This is a genomic window from Amycolatopsis sp. CB00013, from assembly GCF_001905755.1.
GTDB classification, from domain to species: Bacteria; Actinomycetota; Actinomycetes; order Mycobacteriales; family Pseudonocardiaceae; genus Amycolatopsis; species Amycolatopsis japonica.
In genome coordinates, this window is record NZ_LIWC01000001.1 from 2,070,017 (window position 1) to 2,089,887 (window position 19,871).

A 19,871-nucleotide genomic window follows, 5' to 3' on the forward strand; every position below is an offset into this window, starting at 1 on the left:
TTCGACAGCGAGGAGAACCGCGTGAACATCGGGCAAGACGTCGGATCGTGGCGGGAACTGGGCCGCCATACGAGCACCGCGTCGGTACTGGCGGGTGGCGTGCTCGTCGGCGCGATCACCATCTACGTGGCGGCGAGCCTGCTGCCCACGGCGATCGAGGACATCGGCGGACGGTCGTTGTACGCCTGGACCATGACGGCGTTCCTGGTCGCCCAGGTCGTTGCGACCATGTTGGTGGGCCAGGCGCTTTCGCGCTTCGGCGGCAAGAGTTCCTATCTGGCCGGTTTCGGCGTCTTCGCCGCGGGCTCGGTGGCGTGCGCCGCGAGCCCGTCGATGCCGGTCCTCCTGCTCGGCCGCGGGACGCAGGGTCTCGGCGCCGGTCTGCTGACCGGACTGGGCTTCGCCCTGATCCATTCGGCGCTGCCGCCTCGGTTGTGGAGCCGGGGCAGCGCGCTGATCTCCGCGATGTTCGGGGTCGGCAATTTCGTGGGCCCGGCGCTCGGCGGGTTCTCGGCACAGTTCGGTTCGTGGCGCTCGGCGTTCGTGGTCCTGGCCGTGGCGGCGGCCGCGCTGGCGATCTTCGTGCCCCACGCGCTCCCCGACGGCGAACGCCCGGCGCAGGCACCGCCGGTCCCGGTCGTTTCGCTGGCGCTGATCGTCGGCGCCGCCGGAGCGGTGAGCGTGGCGGGGATCCTGTCCGACGTCCTCGCGATGGCCGCCCTCATCGCGTTGGGTCTCGCGCTCGTGGGCGCGTTCCTGGTGACGGAGAACCGTTCGGCGGCGAGCGTGCTGCCCGCTTCGGTCTACCGCCGGGGTTCGCGGTCGCGGTGGATCTACCTGACCATCATGGTGCTGGCGTCCGGCGTCGCGGTGGAGACGTTCCTGCCGCTGTTCGGCCAGCGATCGGGCGGGCTTCCGCCCGCGGCGGCGGGATTCTTCGCCGCCGCGCTGTCCCTGGGCTGGTCGGTGAGCCAGCTCGTCAGCGCTTCGGCCGGTAAGACACGACGGCTCGTGCTCGCCGGGCCGGCCTGTCTCGCCATCGGGTTCGCCGTGCTGGGACTCCTGCAGACCGAACAGCCTCCGCTGCCCGTCGTACTCGCCTGGCTGCCGGTGCTCTTCTTCGGCGGCACGGGGATCGGCATCGCGATGCCCCATCTGTCGGTCGCGGCGATGACCTCCGCCCCGGACGGCGAAGGCGGGCAGGCGGCGGCCGCGATCGCGACCGTGCTGACGATGTCGACCGCGTTCGGCGCGGCGGTCGCCGGCCTGCTGGTCAACCTCGGCGGCGCCTCGGTGGTCACGTCGGCGAGGTGGCTGTTGTTCGGGTTCGCCGCCATCTCCGCGCTCGGCCTGCTCACCGCACGCCGCGCGGTCTGAGGCAGGTCAGTTCCGGGAGCGCTTCTCGCGCACGCGCGGGAGTGCTTCCGGACAGCCGCCGTCGCACCGGATGTGCGCCCAGACGATCTTCCCGCCGCGCACCGGCTCGCGCCGGACACCCCATTGCACGGCCACCCCGTCGACGACGAGAAGGCCGCGCCCGCGGGGATCCTCGAACTGCGAGCACCGCGCCCGCGGCTGTTCGACGCTGACATCCGCGACCTCGATGCGGACCGCGCAAGGCGACACGCCACGCCACAACTGGATGTGGCGTGCCCCACCTCCATGCACATAAGCGTTGGCGACGAGCTCCGTCGCCGCCAGCAGGACGTCGTCGCGATGCCCCTCGCCGAGGTCGGGAAGGCATCTGACCACCCAGGCGCGCATGTCCGGCAACGCCCGTGGCGTCGTGGCCCGCAGGTCGAGCACCCAGGTTCCCGGCACCGGATGCTCCGCGATGTTGATCATGGAGCCACCCTTCCCCTCGCGCGCGACCTCCTTGCTGAAGTCGCACAACGGGGTTACCCAGAACACTCGCGGATCAACCCGTGTCGAACGCGACACGGGCGTCAGCGCACCGCGATACCCTCCAGCACCGTCTTGACCACGGCTTTCACCGCTGGCGACGTGGCCACCCTCGGGCCATGCGGGAGCAGTGCGGTGAGCACCGATTCGTGGCAGACGCCGACCAGCATCGCCGCCGCCGCGTCGACATCGCCGTCCAGCCTGCCGAGTTCCTTTTCCGCGCGCAGATATCCGGCGAGGTGATCGCGCCAGGTCTCACCGTCCCCGGCGAGTTCGCCGAACCTCGCGAGCACGGCGGGGCGGGCGAGCAGTCCGGCGAACGCGGGCAGGATCTCCTTGTGCAGAGCCAACCCGTACGCCAGCTGGGCGCGAAGATTGGCCTCGACCGTGGCCGAACCGGGCGCGGGCAGCTCGCCGAGCCCCGCTTCGACCCGCCGCACGTGTTCCGCCAGCGCGTCGGCCAGCAGCTCCTCCTTGTCGGTGAAGTGGTTGTACAGCACGCCGTCGGCGACCCCGGCCGCCCGGGCGATGGCCCGGACCGTGAGTTCCGCGGTGCCGTTGGCGGAGATCAGGTCCGCGGCCGTGCCGATCAGATGTTCGCGCAGGCTCCGGCCGTCTTCTGTGTCGCGCAGTGCCGCTGCTTTCCTCGGCGCCATCAGGATTTCGCCCTGACCAGCCACGCGGCACCGCGCAGCCGCACGCCGCCGGGCCCGGCAAAGGGCTGCAACGCGGCCGAAAGCGCGTCTCGCGCGCCGTTCGCCGCTTCTTCGCCGGCCAGACCGAGGTGGTACCTGACCGGACCCCAGTCCGCGATGAACCCGGCGGCGTCGGCCACGTCGCTCCCCCAGACCTGATCGGCCTCGACGCGAGTGGCCGTGACCTCGCGGAATCCGGCGTCCGTCAGCACCGAGCGGGCCCGTTCGGGGTCGGCGAACGCCGTCGGGCCGGTGCCGTCCTCGCCGGTCGGGGTCGGCAGGAACGGTGCCAGCGCACCGAAAACGGTGCCGAGATCCGTTCCGGCGAGTGCGGTCATGCACAGGAACGCGAGCCTGCCGCCCGGTTTCAGCGCCCGGCGCACGTTCGCGAAGGCGGCGACCGGATCCGCGAAGAACGTCACCGCGAACCGGCTGAGCGCGACGTCGAAAACCCCTTCCCCCAGCGGAAAGACCTGGACGTCGCCCTGCTCGAACCGCACGTTCGCCACGCCTTCGGCCTCCGCGCGGGCCCGCGCCGTGGCGAGCATCGGCGCGGACAGGTCGATCCCGGTGGCGTCCCCGAGCGGGGCGCGGACGGCGGCGAGCCGGGTGACCTGCCCGTTCCCACAACCGATGTCGAGCACCCGGTCCCGCTCGCCGATTCCGGCGGCGTCGAACAGGAAGTCGTTGAACCCGCTGTTCACCGCGTCGTAGCGCCCGTCGTGCTCGGCCCAGTGCCGTCCCTCGTAGCCGTTCCACGCCTCGGACTGCGCGGTGTTGACGATGCCGGACATCGCAGAACCCTCCTCCGTTATGAACACACGTTCATGAACACGTGTTCATACTGATCGAGGCCGGTCCCGCCGTCAAGCGGTGACGGTGAATTCGGCGGTGCGGACCTTGCCCTCGTGCTGGAAATCGAGGAACAGCCGGTAAGTCCCCGCCGTCGGGAACCCGGCGAAGAACGTCACCTCGGGACCCGCCGCGGTCCGGCCGTCACCGGGTTCGCCGTCGGGGTGGACGTGCAGGTACGCGAGGTCGCCACCGCGCAGCGCGACCAAATGCCCATACGCACCCAGGTACGGCTGGAGATCAGTGACCGCGCGGCCGTCCTTGGTGACGGTGAGGGTCACCTTCGACGGCATTCCCGGCGCGAGTTCGCCGTCGAGGCGGACCTGGTAGCCGTCGACCTCCGCGACGCGCGAGGTCCGGTATTCGACGGGGCGGAAGTCCCCACCGGCGAAGAGATCGACGCCCAAGGTGATCCCCTCGCCGCCACTGGGCTTGAAGTCCGCGAAGACGCGGTAGACCCCGGCGTCGGCGATGGTCAGCGGAACCGACCACGTGCCGTCGTCGCCGAGTTCGGGGTGGATGTGCTGGAAGCCCGCGGTGTCCCGGCGGACGACGATGAGGTGCAGCCGCTTTTCGTGCTCGACGTCGTAGGCGGTCACCGACGTGCCGTCGGCGCCGAGGATCCTGAAGGCGAAGGGAGCCGTCTCCCCAGGAATGAGCGTCGTAGTGGCGGGCTCCAGGGTGTAGCCGCCTTTGGTCGACGCGAGACCGGCGGGTTCGTGGCCATGCGTTCCGTGGTGCATCGTCGTGGTCATGAGCCCACCATACATACCCCCTGGGGGTACCGAGAGGCGATGCTCGTCACATACCCCTGAGGGGTAGCCGCAGTTCCCGTCCGGGCAAGGACCGCCGCCGGTCCGTCACCAGGATCATCGCCAGGGTCCCGATTCCCAGCCACACCACGAGCTGCGCGATCCCCGACGTCAGTCCGTCCGTCCCGGTCAGCAGCGACCGCAGCGCCACCAAGGCGCCGTTGGTCGGCAGGATCCCCAGCACGGTCCCGAAAAAGCCAGGCACGGTCGAGACCAGCGAAGCGCCGACAGTGAGCACGAGGATCGCGAGGGCGGCGAAGCGACCAGGACGTTTGAAGATCGCCACCAGCGCTTGGTTGACGACGGTGAACGTCCCCGCCGCGAGCACGAGCACCACCAGCAGTGTCACCGCCTTGCCGAAGCTCAGGCCGAGGAACGCCCAGAACACCCCGGTCAGGATCAGGGCGGTCAGCACCGCGAGCGTCGCACCGGGGACGGCCGCGGCGAGGATGATCCGCCAGCTCGGTTCGCGGGTGGTCAGCACACTCGGCGGCACCGCCCGGATCACCTGGTACGTCGCCAGCGCGCAGCCCCACAGTGCCAGCACGAGGATCAGCGCCACCGCGCCTTCGCCGAACGATCCCGAGCCCGCCGTGTCGGCGATCGCGGGGGTGGCGGCGACCTGTTTGAGGTGGTCGCGTTCGGCCTGGGTGTAGTCGGGCACCTTGCCCCGGCCCTCGTTGAGGCCCTTGGCCAGCTCCGAGGCACCCGATTCGGCGCGCTCGGCGCCATCGGCGGCGGAGCGGGCACCGGTGGCGAGCTCGCCGGCACCGGTGGACAACGTCGTCGCGCCGCCGGCGAGCTGACCGGAGCCGTCGGCGAGCCGCCGTGCCCCGGAGTCGGCGGCCTTGACCCCGGCGTCGAGTTTCCGCGCGCCGTCGGCCGCCGTGCCGATGCCGCCCGCGAGTTCCTTCGACTTGTCCGCGAGCTGCTTGTTCCCGTCGGCGACCTTCTGCGAGCCCGCCGAAAGGTCTTGCACCGCCTTCTTCGTCTGTACGACGGCGTCGCGGATTTCGGCACGTTTGCCGTCGAGGATCGCGGCGTCGGCCGTGAGCTTCTCCGAAGCGGCCTTGAGATCGGCGCAGAACTTCGTGTCCTGATCGCATTTCCGGGCCAGTTCCGCGAACTTGCGCGCCGAGTCGCCCGCCGACGGCAGGGCGTCGATGATCCGCACGACCTTGTCCGCCAGCGGCGAGATCTTGTCGGACAGCTGCTTGTTGCCGTTCGCGACCTGCTGTGCCCCGTCTGCCAGTTCCCTGGTCAACCGGGGCAGCTGCGCGGTGTCCTTCTCCGCCTGCGTCAACCCCGACGACAACTGGCCGGAACCGGTGGCGAGCTGCCCTGTGCCGTTCGCGAGCTCGCGCGCGCCGTCCGCCAGCTGCCCGGCGGCGCCGCTGAGTTTTCCCGCCCCGCCGGCGAGTTCTCCCGCGCCCGCGGCCAGTTTCCCGGTCCCGTCGGACAACTGCCGCAGCCCGACCACCAGCTGGTCGCTGCCATCGGCCGCCTGCACCAGCTGCTGGTGGATCGAGGAGAACCCGACGTACAGATTGTCCACATAGGTCTCGACGATCTGCCGGTTCAGCGCGGCGAGCGTCGCGTTCGCGACCTCGCGGCTCGCCACCGGATCGACCAGACCGGTGCGCTGCGACGTCTCGACGCGCATGATCGCCTGCTTCGCGTCGAGCGGTTTACCTGACGTCGATGTGGCCTGCGCGGAGAAGTCCCGCGGAATCGTCACGACGGCCGAGTACGTGCCGTCGGAGATGCCCTCCTTCGCGTCCTCTGCGTCGGTGAGCACCCACGTGTACGCGGAATCCTCGCCGTGCACGAGGTTTCCGGCCAGTTCCCGGCCGAGCGGGATCACCTGCCCGTTCACCGTCACCGGCTCGTCGTCGTTGACCACGGCGGCCTTGGCGGCGCCGTGGTTGTCCTCGGGCGACCAGAACGCCCACGCCAGGCCGAGCGCCACGATCACCGGCACGAGGACGATCCCGAGCCAGGTCTTCCAGGTCAGCGGTCCGATGGCGGTCGCGCGGGCGGAACCGGTGAAGAAGCGGGACATCAGCGGACCTCGGCGGGGACGGGGGCGGGTGTCATGGCGAGACCCGCGACGGCGGTGGTGGGCACCAGATCCCGCACGATGGCGAGGCTCTGGCAGGACACGGCGAAGGTCGCTTCCCTGCTCGCGAACGAGGCTCGCAACCCCGCGCGTTGGGCGGTGTTGACGACGGTGTCCAGGTCGTCGAGGAAGACGAGCGCGACACCGTCGTCGAGCGCGCGGCGGACCTCGCCGGCCGGGTCGTCGGTCTCCTTGCAGGCGACGAAGGCGGCGTTCCGCCGGACGGCGTGCGCGTGCTGCGGCAGCACCCGGCCGAGGACCTTCAGATCACCGCGGACGTTCGGCACCCGGCCGGCGAGCGCGTAGAGCAGCGCGCTCTTGCCCGCCGGGCCGGAACCGTGCACGGCGAGGATCTCCCCCGGGCCGAGATGCAGTTCGACGTCGCGGAAGATGGTGCGGCCCCGGTCGTCGTCGACCCGGAGACCGGCGGCGCTGATCACCTCGGGCGAACCCGGCGCGGGCCAGTCGGCGAGCCGGAGTTCGTGGACGAGACCGTCGCCCTCGGCGTCGAACACCGGGAGTTTGCGGTCCAGCCACGGCGGCAGACCCCAGGCGCGCGGCCCCAGCAGCGCGAGGATCGCCGGGACGAGCGTCATCCGCACCAGGAAGGCGTCCACGAACACCCCGACCGCGAGACTGAACGCGATCGGTTTGATCGTGGCGCTGCCGTCGGGCACGAAGGCGGCGAACACGCCCAGCATGATCACCGCCGCCGCGGTCACGACCCTCGACGCGGACACGAAGCCCGTCTCGATCGCCTTGTGCGCGTCGCCGTGATGGACGTAGTCCTCCCTGATCCGGGACACGAGGAACACCTCGTAATCCATGGCCAGTCCGAAAAGGACACCCATCAGGATGATCGGCAGGAAGCTGATCACACTGCCGGTGCGGGTGACGCCCAGCGCGTCCGCCAGATGTCCCTGCCCGAACACGAACGACGTCGCGCCGAACGCCGCACCGATCGAAAGCAGGTAGCCGAAGGTGGCTTTGAGCGGCACGAGGATCGAGCGGAACACCATCGCCAGCAGCACCAGCGAGAGCCCGACGACCAGGATGCCGAACGGCAGCAGCGCGTCGCCGAGTTGCGTGGACACGTCGATGCCGACGGCGGTGAACCCGGTGACCGCGGTCTGTACGCCGTACCGGTCCTTGAACTGTCCTTCCATCGACCGCAGCCGTTCGACGAGCTCGTCGGTCGCCTCGTCGAAGGCGCCGGTCGTCGGCACGACCTGGATGATCGCGGTGTCGCCCTTGGGGTTCGGCGTCGCGAGCGGGACGACGGCGACGCCGGGCACCTTGCGGATGTCGTCGGCGATACCGTTGGTGATCCCGACCGGGTCGGTGGTCGACAGGATGTCCGCGGTGACGACGAGCGGACCGTTGAAGCCGGGCCCGAAATGCTCGGCGACGGCGTCGTAGGCGACCCGCGCGGGAGTGCCGTCCTCGTCGGTCCCGTTGTCCGGCAAGGCGAGCCGGAGATCCAGCGCGGGAACCGACGCGATCGCCAGCACCCCGACGATCAGCGCGATCGTGACCCAGGGGGACTTCGTGGCGAGCCGGACCCAGCGGAGGCTGAACCGCGTCTTCTTCTTGGTCTTGCGTGCCTTTCGCGGCTTCTTGGGCCGCAGCCGCTCACCGGCGAAAGCCAGCAGCGCGGGGATGAGGGTGATGGCCACGATCACCGCGACCGCGACGCCGCCCGCCGCCGCGATACCCATCGTCGTCAGGAACGGGATCCCGGCGACGAACAGGCCCAGCAGCGCGATCACCACGGTGAGCCCGGCGAAGATGACCGCGGAGCCGGCGGTGGCGGTCGCCCTGGCGATGGACTCCTCGACCTCGAGTCCTTCGGCGAGCTGATCCCGGTGCCGGGAAAGGAGGAAGAGCGCGTAGTCGATGCCCACGGCCAGCCCGAGCATGACCGCGAGCATCGGCGCCGTGGAGGACACCGTCGCCACCGAGGTCGCCGCGTAGACCAGCGCCACCGAGACGCCGACGCCGAGGATCGCCGTCAGCAAAGGCATTCCGGCCGCGATGAACGAACCGAACACCATCAGCAGCACCACGAGCGCGATGACGAGGCCGATCCCCTCGGTGGGGCTGAGCTTCGGCACCTTGTCCGAGAACGCGTCGCCGCCGGTGAGCACCTCGGTGCCGTGGCCGATCCGGTTCTCCAGGTCCTGCGCGATCCCGGCGAGCGCGGTCCGGGTCGACGGCTGGATATCGGCCAGTCCGACGTCGAGCTGCACGGTGACCAACGCGGCGCGGCCGTCCTTGGACACCGCGTCGTGCACGGCCGGGTCGAAGGGATCGACCACCGTCGAGACCTGCGGAGCTCCGGTCAGCTCCGGGACCACGGCGGAGACGGAATCGCGCACAACGGCGGAATCGGCTCGCTGCCCTTCCGGGACGAGCACCACCAACTGCGCCGAAGTCCCGCTCACCTGCGGGAAGACACGTCCGAGGTGATCGAGCGCCTCCTGGGACTCCGAGCCGGGGATCGCGAACGTGTCGTCGGTGCCCTGGCCGAACAGCAGTGCCGCGCCGCCGGAGACGCACAGCACGACCAGCCACAACGCGGTGACCAGTACGCGTCCGCGGGCGGCCAGCCTGCCGAGGCGGTAGAGGAATGACGACACGATCGGCTCCCGGCGCTCGTTGGATACATGGCGTATCGTAATACACGCTGTATCCGATTCACGATGTATCCTGTCCCACAGCCGGGTGAACCGGGCCGATGCGAAAGAATGGCGAGATGACCGAGGAGCGGGGCGCCACCATGACCAGGCGCCGGGCGGACACCCGCCGACGGCTGATCGACGCGGCGTACGAGGCCTTCTCCGAACGCGGCATCCGGGATACCCCGGTCGAGCTGATCTGCGAACGCGCCGGCTTCACCCGCGGCGCCTTCTACTCGAACTTCAGCTCGAAGGAAGACCTCTTCCTCGCCCTGTTCCAGGAGGAGAACGCGATCCGGCTCGAGCGGTTCCGTGAGGCCACCGAGAGCGTGCTCGGCGACACCGTCGTCGGCGCGCACGAAGACCTCTCCCCGACGCTCGGGCGGATCGCCGAACTGTTCATGGTCGCGCTCAACGCGGACAAGGACTGGTACCTGCTGTGCGCGGAATTCCGCACGCAGGGCCTGCGGCAGCCGGAGATCCGCGACCGGATCGGCGCCGCGTTCCGGTATTTCCACACCGAACTGGGCGCGATCCTGGTCGGCACCCTGGACCGGATCGGCCGAAAACTGACGATCTCGGCGGAGGACGCGGTGCTCGTCCTCGTCGCCCTGTACGAACAAGGACTGCAGAACTATCTACTGGCAGGCGGCGAACTCCCCGCCGACGGCCGCTTCGTCAGCGAACTGATCCCGAAGGTGATGGCGTCGCTCATCGTCCCGGCGCACTGACCCCTCAGCACCGGGGCGGAAGCCATCCGGGCGTGGTCACGACCCGCTCGGGCGCGACGGGCATCTGCGCGATCTTCGACCCGAAGACGAAGCCGACGAGCCCGCCGGGGCAGACACGCACCGCGCCGGGCCCGTCCTGAGTCCCGGATTCGCGCCAGGCCACCGGATCCAGCCCGACCCGCCACACCTTCCAGAACGACGCTCCGTCCCGATGACCGGTGCACGGATCGCCGCCGGGCAGGCCTTCGACACGGCAGACATAGCGGGAATCGCCGTATGGCCCCGATCCGTCTCCCAGCCGCACCGCGAGCCCAGAGCGTTCGAGCGCGGTCCGCGCGTCACCGGGCGAGCCGGCCACGCATCGCACGAGCACGCCGACCGCGACCGTCACCCCTTCCGCCCCCTCGCAGGCACCCGTTCGCGCGACGGGGTCCACGGCGGGAAACAGGGCCACCAGGCTGAGGAGCACGGTCAAGATCGACATCTTCGAATACTAAGGGTGTCCACCCGGATGCGCACAGTGAATCTTTACGAAATATAGACGCGGGCCACGCTTGCGCATTCTTCGGCACAGGAAAAAGATGTGTTCTTCTCGCGCGCACCACTCCATCGGGTGCGGCTCTTCGAAAGGTTCAGAGCGTGACGCGCAGGCGCCTTGTCGCATTCGTCGTTCCCCTCGCCCTCGCCGGATTCCTGCTCACCGCGGGCGGCACCGCCCACTCACGGCAGACGGCACAGAGCCCGGTCGACATCTCCCCCGGCGCGATCAGGTTCGACCCGGCCCTGCCGAAACCGGACATCTCCTACGGCCACTCGGATCTGGACCTCGAATACATCCGAAAGGACGCGTCGGACACCAACGGATGCAGTACGAGGAATCACGAAGAAACCGAAGAGGCCATCGTCAGGCCGGGCACCGGGCACGTCACACTCGCCGGGGTCCGCTACGAACTCGAACAGTTCCATTTCCACACTCCGTCCGAACACCGTTTCCTCGGCCGCACCGATCCGCTGGAAATGCATTTCGTGCACCGCAGTGCCGCCGGGAAACTGCTGGTGATCGGCGTGCCGCTGCGCTCGGGCGCCGCGTCGCCGGTGGATCGCGTCCTGGCGAAGCTCGCCCCGGAATGCGGCGAAACGGTGGCGTTGGAGGACTTCGACCTCGCCACGCTCCTGCCACGCGACCGAAGCACGCTGCGGTACGACGGCTCGCTCACCACGGCCCCGTTCACCGAAGGGGTGCAGTGGTTCCTGATGTCCGAGCAGACCGTTTCGCCGTCGACGATCGCGCGGTTCCAGGGCCTGTTCGGTACGGGCAACGCCCGTGCGCCGCAGCCGCTCAACGGACGGCGGCTGACCGTGGTGCCGCAGTTCTAGTGAGTGGTAAGGACGGTTATTTGGGGGTAAGGCAAACGTGTCGTGGTCGCGGACGGGTCGATGGTGGGGTGAAGGCTCCCTTCACCGCGTCTAATGCGGTGAAGGGAGCCTTCACACCTGCCCCAAGTACATGAAGGACCCCTTCCTTGCGCCTAGGTACAGGAAGGGGTCCTTCATGTACTGAAGGCGCGCGGCCACAGGCGTTTCATCGGGATTTCATGGCTCCGCCCTACGGTTCCGGGCACGGATCCGCGACCGCGGACCGGTGGTCCACGAGGAGACGTGCATGAGCCCGGCGAGCCGGACCCCGTACAACATGGTGACGCCCCGGGACGACGCGCCGAGCCCCGGGCAACGGGACGGGGTCGTCGGACCGGGCTGGAGCTGGGCGGCGTTCTTCACCCCGTGGGCCGACGGCCGCCCGTCGCCGAGGTACCGGTGGACGCTGTTCGACACCGCCGCCGACGCCGTCGAAGACCTCCGTCGTTGTCTCGACGACGGCGCCGTCGGCCGGCGCGGCGCCCTCTGCTCCTCCGTGCTCCGCAAACGTGGCGCGCCAAGGGAATTGGTGCTGTGCGACGCCGCGGAGTGGGCTTACGCCGTCCACGAGGTCCGCGCCGGAGTGCACCTGGCCGACGCCGCCGACACCTACTTCGCGCGCTGGCGGACGAGCATGGCGGGGCACCGGTTCACGATCGTCAACGCCGGAGTACCGACTGTTTGGTGAGCTCCAGCCCCTCCAGCGCGAGAGTGCGCTGAGCGGGATCGCCGTCGGGTCCGATGGTGGTGAGCACCCACTCGAAATGCTCTCTGGCCGCCACCGGGTCGCCCGCGGCGAGATGGGTACGGCCGAGCCGGTTGCGGATCTCGGATTCCATCCCGACGATGGTCTCTTCGGTGACCGCGGTCAGCGCCCGCCGTTGAAGTTCGAACGCGGCGTCGAGATTCCCCAGTTCCAGTTCCGCGGCGCCCAGCCGGGCGAGACTGGTCGCGGTCAGAAGGCCGTCCGTGGTCTCCTCGGCGAGCTCGACGGACCGCCGGAGGTCGAGCGCGGCTTCGGCGAACCTGCCGGTTTCGAGCCGGACGGTGCCGCTGTGACACAGCACCCTGGCCACCATCCCGGGACTGCCGATCTCCTCCCCCAGCGCCTGGGCGCGGCCGAGGTGGTCGAGCGCCTCGTCGTGCTCCCCCTGCAGGTACGCGAGATAACCGAGCGCGGACAGCGATCTCTCGGCGAGCCAGCTGTCCCCCACCTCGTCGGCGAGGACCATCACCCGCCGCATGCCGGGGATCGCCAGATCGTGCCGTCCGGCGATCAGATCCACCATGGTCAGCCCGCCCAGTGCCCGCGCCTCCACCCCGCGGTCCCCGGAGGCCTGGCCCGCCCGCAGCGCGTCGTCGAACCAGCCGCGTGCCCGGTCCAGCTGCCCTTGCATGGCGTAGGCGTAGCCGAGGCAGAACCGCAGCGACGAGACGAGACGTTCGTCCTCGGCCCGTTCCGCCAGCGGAAGCGCGATCTGCAACGCCGTCCGGCATTCGTGGTACCGCTGCTGGCGCGCGAGATAGTCGACCAGTCCCTCGGCGACTGCGCACGCGAGGTCGTCCAGCCCGGCTTCGGCCGCTTGCGACACCACTTCCGGCAGTTCGCCGACGGCATCGAGCCAGGCGGAAGCGTCGCGCTGGCCGGTGAAAGGACCGCCTTTCTCCAACGGGAACCGCGCGACACCCCATTCGCTCGCCCGTCGAGCGGCGCCGAGATACAAGCCGTATACACGTTTCCGTGCCGCTTCGGCGGCCTCCTCGGGCATCTCCCCGGCGAGCCGCCGGGCGTAGACCGCCACCAGGTCGTGCAGCCGGTAGCGGCCGCTCGCCGGCTCCTGCACGAGGCTCGCGTCGACCAGGCTTTCCAGCCGCCGCTCGGCTTCGGCGGGCGAGCAGTCCAGCAGCGCGGAGACCGAGAGCCGGTCGAACTCGGCCGTCGGCGACAGGCCGAGCACACTGAACGCGTCCTGCTCGGCAGGGCGCAGCTGTTCGTACGACAGGCGCAGCGCCACCTCGACGCTGCGGTCCTCGGCGGTCAGTTCGCCGAGCCTGCGCTCGTCGTCCGACATCCGGTCCACCAGATCCTTGAACGTCCACATCGGACGGTTCTGCAGCCGGGCGCCCGCGATCCGCAGCGCGAGCGGCAAACGCCCGCACAGCCCGGCGAGCGCACGCACGGCGAACCGCTCGCCCTCGGCCCTCGGTGCGCCGACGATCCGGCCGAGCAGTCGTTCCGCCGCTTCGAGGCCCAGTGCGCCAAGGGAAACGCGCCGATCGGCGTCCAAACCGGACAGACGGCGACGGCTGGTCACCAGCACCCGGCTGCCCGGTCCGGACGGCAGCAACGGCCGCACCTGTCCGGCGGACTCGGCGTTGTCGAGCACCAGCAGCAACCGCAGTTGCGCGGTCGCCGCCCGCCACGACGCGGACAGCTCGTCGAGATCGTCGGGCATGAGCCCGTCTTCGACCCCGACCGCGCGCAGCAGCCGCCGCAGCGCACGCTCCGGTGTCACCGGCTCACGGCCTTCGGTGTAGCCGTGGAGATCCACGAACAACGCACCGTCCGGATAGGACTCGCGGAGCCGGTGGGCCGCGCGCACCGCGAGCGTGGTCTTCCCGGCGCCCGGGACGCCGTCGACGGTGTCGACCGAGACCGACTCCGGATCGCCGTCCGCCACGAGCAGCGCGAGTTCCCGATCCCTGCCGACGAGTTCGCCGTTGGTGGCGGGCAGCTCGTTGCGGATCCGGCGAGCGGGCTCCCTGCGCGGGGCGACACCGAGCAGCGCTTCGTCCCCGCGCAGCACCGCCTCCTGCACCTGCCTCAGCTCCTCACCCGGCTCGACGCCGAGCTGCTCCACCAGCCGCTCGCGGACGTCGGTGAACACCTCCAGCGCCTCCGCCTGCCGCCCGCCGCCGTAGAGCGCCCGCATCAGCAACGCGGCCAGCGGCTCACTCGGCGGATCGGCCGACACCAGCGCCGAGAGCTCGCCGATCACCTCGTCGAACCGTCCGAGTTTCAGCTGGGCCTTCAGTTTCCGGCGCAGCAACAGCAGTTTGCGTTCCTCCAGCCGTCGCCGCTCGCCCTGGACGAACGCGCCGGGCAGTCCCGTCAGCGGCTCGCCGTGGAACAGCCGGAGCGCGTCGGCGAAGGTGTCCACCGCGGCGACGAGGTCGCCCGCTTCCTCGGCGGCGGCCGCGACGGCGGCGACCTCTTCCAGCCGGATCACGTCGAGGAGCACCCCACCACCGGCGAACCGGTAGCCGCCGCGGTCGGACACGATCACCGAGTCCCGCGGCTTCGTCCCCGACGCGTCCAGGCATTGCCGCAACCGCCGGACGTACACCGGCAGCACGTTCGACTCCGGCGGCTTCTCCCAGAGCCCGTCGGTGAGTTCGTAATGGCTGACGGTCACGTCCGGGCGCAGCAGCAGCGCGGCGAGGACGGCCTGCTGGCGGACCGGACCGAGGTCCAGCCGGGTCTCGCCGTACCAGGCCCGCAACGGGCCGAGCACTTCGAACCGCAGTTTCGATTCCGACATGATCCCCCCTTCGTCCCGCACTAGCCCGGCACCACGATCCCGTGATCGAACGCGTACACGATCGCCGCCGCCCGGTCCCGCAACTGGAGTTTGGTGAAGATCCGGCCGATGTGGCTTTTCACGGTCACCTCCGAAATCACGAGAGTCGCGGCGATCTCCGCGTTGGTCAGCCCCCGGCCGATCGCCCTGAGCACGTCCTGTTCCCTCGGTGTCAGCAGTTCCGGCGAACGCCCGCCGCTGCCGTTCCCGGCGGCCTGCCGATAAGCGGCGAGCACCCGGCCGGTGACCCCTGGATCCAGCCAGGCGTCGCCCGCGGCGACCGCCCGCACGGCCCGGATCAGGTCTTCGGCGGGGGAATCCTTGAGCACATAACCCGCCGCGCCCGCCCGCAGCGCGTCGGCCAAGAGGTTGTCGTCGTCGAAGGTGGTCAGCGCGAGCACCGGCGGATGCCCGCCGGTCCGCCGCAGCCGTCTGGTGGCCTCGACGCCGCCGACGTTCTTCATCCGCAGGTCCATCACGATGACGTCGACCTCGTGCGCGGCCAGCGCCGCGGGCACGTCCGCCCCGTCGCCGCATTCCCCCGCGATGACGAACCCGTCGCGCCGCCGCAGGATGCGCCGCAGCCCGGACCGCACCAGCTCCTGATCGTCGACCAGCAGCACCTGGACCTCGGCGGCGGTCACGGCTTGACCCCCGGCACGGTGACGCGCACGATCCACTGCCTGCCGCTGGGCCCGGCGCTGAGATCGGCGCCGAGCTGCGCCGCCCGGACGGCCATCCCGGCCAGTCCCGAGCCGTCTTCGGCCGCGCGGCGGACGGTCGCGGGGAGGGTGTTGCTGACGACGAGGTCCAGCCCGGAACGGCCGGCGTTCAGCCGGACCTCCGCGGTCGCGCCGGGGGCGTGCTTGACGACGTTGACAAGTGATTCCTGCACGATCCGGTAGAGGCCCAATCCTTCCGAGGCGCCTACCCGGCCGAGGTCGCCTTCCTGTGTATAGCGCACCGCCAGTCCGGCGCTGCGGGTGCGTTCCACCAGCGTCGCGATGTCCTCCACGCCCGGCAGCGGGGCGCTGCCCGACGGGGAGTCGGCGAGCAGGCCGACCGTGCGGCGGATGTCGGCCATCGCCGCCCGTCCCACCTGCTCGGCTTCGGTCAGCGCTTCGATCGCCTCGTCGACGTCGCGGTCCTGCTGCAGCGCGTGCCGGGCACCGGTCAGGTGCAGCAGCGTGATGCTGAGCGAATGACCGACGACGTCGTGCACCTCACGCGCGATCCGCTGGCGTTCGGCGAGCAGCGCCTTGTCGCGGGAGGCGTCCCGGTTGCCGCGCTCGGCGGCCAGCACCCTGGTGTACCAGCGGGTCATGAGCCCGCCGCTGAGGCCGAGCAGGACCGCGACCATGTACACCGGTCCGCCGATCAGCCCGCCCCAGATCCCCGCCACGGCCAGCACCGCCTCGCAGGCGATCGTGACGAGGGCGATCCCCCATGACGTCCGCAGGACACTGCCCGCTTCGGTGGCCGCGACCAGCAACAGCAACGGCGCGAAATCCGGGAGCGCCGGCTCGGCGAGCAGGACGGCGGCGGCGGCGATCAGCGCCGCCACCCGCGCCCAGGGCACGACCCAGCCCGTGAGCGCCCACGCCAGCGGGGTGGCGATCACGAGCAGCCCGCCCAGCGCGATCGGCTGCGGCGGTACCAAGGCGTCCCGCTGCACCACCGCGACCACGGCGAAGACCACGCTCACGAAGGTGGAACTCACCGGAACCCACCAGGGCAGGGCGAGCCCGGCCCGGGCGAGACTCACCTGCGCCCGTGCCCGGAACCGGTCCCGCAAGATCTCCAGCACGCCATCAGCCTAGGAAGTCCCGGTGAACGAGTCATCGTGCGACGGGCGGCACCCGTCTCCGCCCACGGTAGGAGGCCGGGCGAGCACGGTCGGATGAAATCCGGATGAAACCCCGGGCGCTCATTCCTGGCTGAGCGCGACCCAGTTCAGTTTCTCCTGTTCTCGTTTCGGCAGGCCCGCGACGACGAGGTCGTAGGAGTCCTCGATCATCTCCCGGACGAAGTCGTCGGTCAGCGAACCGTCCAGTTCGACGGTGTTCCAGTGTCGTTTGTTCAGGTGGTAGCCGGGGATGATCGCCGGATGTTCGGCGCGCAATCGGACGGCGAGGTCGGGCTCGCATTTGAGACTGATCCGCAGCGGTTTCGCCTTGAGCGGGCTGAGCGCGAACACCTTGCCCGCGACCTTGAACACGCTGTTCTCCTCCCCGAACGGGAACTCCTCCCTGGCGCCGGGGAAGCCGAGGCAGATCTTCCGGAGGGCGGCTGGCTTCATGGCGTTCAGGCTAATCGCGACCACCGACAGAAACCTGTCCCGTCCGGGACGTTGACCGCTTGTCGGTGATTCACTGACGATGGGTGGAGCCGACTGGGTGGAGGCGAAACCGACATGCGCGTGAAACAGCTCGTCGTAGCGGGAATCCTGGTGCTGGGTGTGGTGCCCGGGGTCGCCGCGGCGGCCCCGCCGTCCGGAGTGGAAAGCGCCGCCCCGAGCGGCTGGGTGGGCACCTGGGCGGCGGCTCCCGCGGCCGGGGTGGCCGGGACCGACAACGGCTACCCGAACTTCTCGATCCGCAACATCGTGCACACCAGCGTCGGCGGGCACGAAGTACGCGTGCGGCTGTCCAACGCCTTCGGCCGGACTCCGGTGCTCTTCGGCCGGGTGACCGTCGCGGTCGCCGCCGGCCCGGACACCCCGCAGGCCGTGCCGGGCACGATGCGCACGCTGACCTTCGGCGGGGATCGCGAGGTCACCGTGCCACCGGGCGCCGACATCCTCAGCGACGGCGCGGCGCTGACGGTGCCGAGGGACGGTGATCTCCTGGTCACCACGTACACGCCGACGCCGTCGGGTCCGGTCACCTACCACCCTCTGGCGATGCAGAACTCGTACTTCACCCGGAACGGCGACAAGGCGGCCGACGAGTCGGCGGCGTCGTTCCCGGAGAAGACCGCGGTCTGGCACTACGTGTCCGGTGTGGACGTCCGGGGCCGCGGCCTGCGGGGCAGTGTCGTGGCGATCGGCGATTCGATCACCGACGGGGCGAACTCGACCTGGGGCGCGAACCTGCGCTGGCCGGATCAGCTCGCCGACAAGATCAGCGCGCGGACGGGCGTGCTCAACGCCGGGATCAGCGGGAACCGGCTGCTGCTCGACGGCGGCAACTACGGCGTCAACGCGCTGGCCCGGCTGGACCGCGACGTGCTCGGCCAGTCCGGCGTGCGGACGGCGATCGTGTTCGAGGGCATCAACGACATCCAGCAGACCCCGCACCAGGCCGATCCGAACAAGATCATCTCGGCGTTGAAGCAGATCGCCGACCGGGCGCACGACCGCGGTCTGCGCGTACTGGGCGCGACGATCACGCCGTGGAAGGGCTGGGGTTCGTACACGCCGCAACTCGAGGAGACCCGGCAGGCGGTGAACCGGTTCATCCGGACGAGCCGGCTCTTCGACGGCTACATCGACTTCGACGCGGTGATCCGCGATCCCGCCGACCCGCAGCGGATGAAACCCGAGTATGACTCCGGTGATCACCTCCACCCCGGCGACAAGGGCTTCACCGCCATGGCGGACGCCGTCCCGCTGCCGGGGCTCCGCTGATAATCAAGGGCTGCGCCAGGCGGTTCGGTGGGGCACGATGAACTGATGGCGAGCAGCGACAGCGGGATCCGGGAGACGGCGCGGCTGGTCCGGTTCGCCGAACACGAGGCGCGTGCCGAAATCCTCCGGGCGCGGCTCGCCGATCTCCACGGGACCATCCGGCTGGCGAAGCGGACGTCGAACCTGTTCCGGGCGCGGAAGGCGACCAGTACGCCGGGGCTGGACGTCTCGGGATTCACGCACGTGCTCGACGTCGATCCCTTGGCGCGCACGGCCGACGTCGAAGGCATGGTCACCTACGAGCAGCTGGTGGACGCGACCCTGCCGCACGGGCTGATGCCACTGGTCGTGCCGCAGCTCAAGACGATCACGCTCGGCGGCGCGGTCACCGGCCTCGGCATCGAGTCCTCCTCGTTCCGCAACGGGCTCGTGCACGAGTCGGTACTGGAGATGGAGTTGCTCACCGGCGACGGCAGGATCGTCGTCGCCCGGCCGGACAACGAGCACAGCGATCTGTTCCACGGCTTCCCGAACTCGTACGGGACGCTCGGCTACGCGTTGCGGTTGAAGATCGAACTGGAGCCGGTCAAGCCGTACGTCCGGCTCGATCACGTGCGATACGAAGACACCGAGGAGTACTTCGCGGCCCTCGGAGAGGCATGCCGGAGCGGGTCGGCGGACTTCGTGGACGGAACGGTCTTCGGGCCGGGCGAGCAGTATCTGACGCTGGGCACCTTCACCTCCTCGGCACCGGTGACCAGCGATTACACCTGGCTCGACATCTACTACAAGTCGATCCGCTCCCGCGAGACCGACCATCTGAGCGTCCGGGACTACCTGTGGCGCTGGGACACGGACTGGTTCTGGTGCTCGCGGGCGTTCGGCGTGCAGCACCGGCTCCCCCGGCTGTTGCTGGGCAGGCGGCTGCTGCGGTCGTCGGTCTACTGGAAGCTCGTGGCGCTCGACCGCCGGTTCGGGATCGCCGCGAAACTGCTCAAGCTCCGTCGTCTTCCCCCGGAAGAGACCATCGTCCAGGACATCGAAGTGCCGCTCTCGCGGGCCGCGGAGTTCCTGGACTTCTTCCGCCGCGAGATCCCGATCAGCCCGGTGTGGATCTGCCCGCTGAAGCAGCGGCCGGGCGGCGTGAACTCGCCGCTGTACGAAATGGACCCCGAGACGCTGTACGTCAACTTCGGGTTCTGGTCCGCCGTACCACTGGACCCCGGCGAGGCGCCGGATACGCACAATCGGCTGATCGAGGCCGAAGTGACCCGGCTCGGCGGGCGGAAATCGCTGTACTCCGACAGTTTCTATGCCGAAGAAGAGTTCTGGCGGCTGTACAACGGCGACGCCTACCGGAAACTGAAGACGGCCTACGACCCCGACGGCCGCCTGCTCGACCTGTACGCGAAATGTGTGCGGCGGCGGTGATCGGGCCCGGGAAGAAGAGAGACGAT

The 19,871-nt window shown here is 70.0% G+C and carries 16 protein-coding genes and 1 pseudogene; 6 read left to right on the plus strand and 11 right to left on the minus strand.

Features of this window, described 5'->3' with window-relative positions; all coding sequences use genetic code 11:
• Positions 1 to 21 precede the first annotated feature (21 nt).
• Positions 22 to 1,377, plus strand: coding sequence for an MFS transporter (locus AMK34_RS09230; protein ID WP_073844310.1), 1,356 nt, complete (start codon positions 22 to 24; stop codon positions 1,375 to 1,377).
• Positions 1,378 to 1,383: 6 nt separating this feature from the next.
• On the opposite strand, the gene AMK34_RS09235 is transcribed toward AMK34_RS09230, so the two are convergent.
• From AMK34_RS09235 to AMK34_RS09260, 6 genes and pseudogenes are all read right to left on the minus strand, one after another.
• A complete protein-coding gene (locus AMK34_RS09235; protein WP_038523034.1) occupies positions 1,384 to 1,845 on the minus strand; it encodes an ATP-binding protein in 462 nt (153 codons plus the stop codon).
• A 101-nt stretch (positions 1,846 to 1,946) separates the two neighbouring features.
• Entirely contained in the window at positions 1,947 to 2,582 is a 636-nt protein-coding gene (locus AMK34_RS09240; protein WP_241832729.1) for a TetR/AcrR family transcriptional regulator, read from the minus strand.
• Entirely contained in the window at positions 2,558 to 3,391 is an 834-nt protein-coding gene (locus AMK34_RS09245; protein WP_073844314.1) for a class I SAM-dependent methyltransferase, read from the minus strand. The genes AMK34_RS09240 and AMK34_RS09245 overlap by 25 nt, the downstream gene beginning before the upstream one ends.
• A gap of 72 nt (positions 3,392 to 3,463) precedes the next feature.
• A pseudogene (locus tag AMK34_RS09250) lies at positions 3,464 to 4,171 on the minus strand (hypothetical protein); the annotation flags it as partial.
• A 79-nt stretch (positions 4,172 to 4,250) separates the two neighbouring features.
• Complete coding sequence (locus AMK34_RS09255) at positions 4,251 to 6,323, minus strand: YhgE/Pip domain-containing protein (protein ID WP_073844318.1); 2,073 nt, start codon at positions 6,321 to 6,323, stop codon at positions 4,251 to 4,253.
• The gene (locus AMK34_RS09260) at positions 6,323 to 9,019 is read right to left on the minus strand and encodes an MMPL family transporter (protein ID WP_073844320.1); all 2,697 of its coding nucleotides are present in this window, start codon (positions 9,017 to 9,019) and stop codon (positions 6,323 to 6,325) included. The genes AMK34_RS09255 and AMK34_RS09260 overlap by 1 nt, the downstream gene beginning before the upstream one ends.
• 116 nt (positions 9,020 to 9,135) lie before the next feature.
• Here AMK34_RS09260 and AMK34_RS09265 point away from each other — a divergent pair, with 116 nt between their 5' ends.
• Positions 9,136 to 9,789 (plus strand): TetR/AcrR family transcriptional regulator, encoded by a 654-nt coding sequence (locus AMK34_RS09265; RefSeq protein WP_073844322.1) that lies wholly within the window; start codon positions 9,136 to 9,138, stop codon positions 9,787 to 9,789.
• Positions 9,790 to 9,793: 4 nt separating this feature from the next.
• Here AMK34_RS09265 and AMK34_RS09270 read toward each other — a convergent pair whose 3' ends face one another.
• Positions 9,794 to 10,273, minus strand: coding sequence for a hypothetical protein (locus AMK34_RS09270; RefSeq protein WP_073844324.1), 480 nt, complete (start codon positions 10,271 to 10,273; stop codon positions 9,794 to 9,796).
• Positions 10,274 to 10,428: 155 nt separating this feature from the next.
• Between AMK34_RS09270 and AMK34_RS09275 the strand changes: the two genes are divergently transcribed.
• Both AMK34_RS09275 and AMK34_RS09280 read left to right on the plus strand, forming a co-directional pair.
• Entirely contained in the window at positions 10,429 to 11,166 is a 738-nt protein-coding gene (locus AMK34_RS09275; protein WP_073844326.1) for a carbonic anhydrase family protein, read from the plus strand.
• A 286-nt stretch (positions 11,167 to 11,452) separates the two neighbouring features.
• Positions 11,453 to 11,893: a hypothetical protein gene (locus tag AMK34_RS09280; protein ID WP_038523025.1), complete on the plus strand. Its 441-nt coding sequence runs from the start codon at positions 11,453 to 11,455 to the stop codon at positions 11,891 to 11,893.
• On the opposite strand, the gene AMK34_RS09285 is transcribed toward AMK34_RS09280, so the two are convergent.
• From AMK34_RS09285 to AMK34_RS09300, 4 genes are all read right to left on the minus strand, one after another.
• Entirely contained in the window at positions 11,865 to 14,747 is a 2,883-nt protein-coding gene (locus AMK34_RS09285) for an AfsR/SARP family transcriptional regulator (RefSeq protein ID WP_198941648.1), read from the minus strand. The two genes, AMK34_RS09280 and AMK34_RS09285, sit on opposite strands and share 29 nt — an antisense overlap.
• A 20-nt stretch (positions 14,748 to 14,767) precedes the next feature.
• Complete coding sequence (locus tag AMK34_RS09290) at positions 14,768 to 15,430, minus strand: response regulator (protein ID WP_073844330.1); 663 nt, start codon at positions 15,428 to 15,430, stop codon at positions 14,768 to 14,770.
• A complete protein-coding gene (locus tag AMK34_RS09295) occupies positions 15,427 to 16,593 on the minus strand; it encodes a sensor histidine kinase (protein ID WP_038511741.1) in 1,167 nt (388 codons plus the stop codon). The genes AMK34_RS09290 and AMK34_RS09295 overlap by 4 nt, the downstream gene beginning before the upstream one ends.
• 120 nt (positions 16,594 to 16,713) lie before the next feature.
• Complete coding sequence (locus AMK34_RS09300; protein WP_073844332.1) at positions 16,714 to 17,085, minus strand: MmcQ/YjbR family DNA-binding protein; 372 nt, start codon at positions 17,083 to 17,085, stop codon at positions 16,714 to 16,716.
• Between the two features lie 114 nt (positions 17,086 to 17,199).
• Between AMK34_RS09300 and AMK34_RS09305 the strand changes: the two genes are divergently transcribed.
• Positions 17,200 to 18,414 carry an SGNH/GDSL hydrolase family protein gene (locus AMK34_RS09305; protein WP_073844334.1) on the plus strand — a complete coding sequence of 405 codons (1,215 nt, stop codon included), beginning with the start codon at positions 17,200 to 17,202 and terminating at the stop codon, positions 18,412 to 18,414.
• Between the two features lie 45 nt (positions 18,415 to 18,459).
• On the plus strand, positions 18,460 to 19,845 hold the full coding sequence (locus AMK34_RS09310) for an FAD-binding oxidoreductase (protein ID WP_073844336.1): 1,386 nt from the start codon (positions 18,460 to 18,462) through the stop codon (positions 19,843 to 19,845).
• Positions 19,846 to 19,871: the final 26 nt, after the last annotated feature.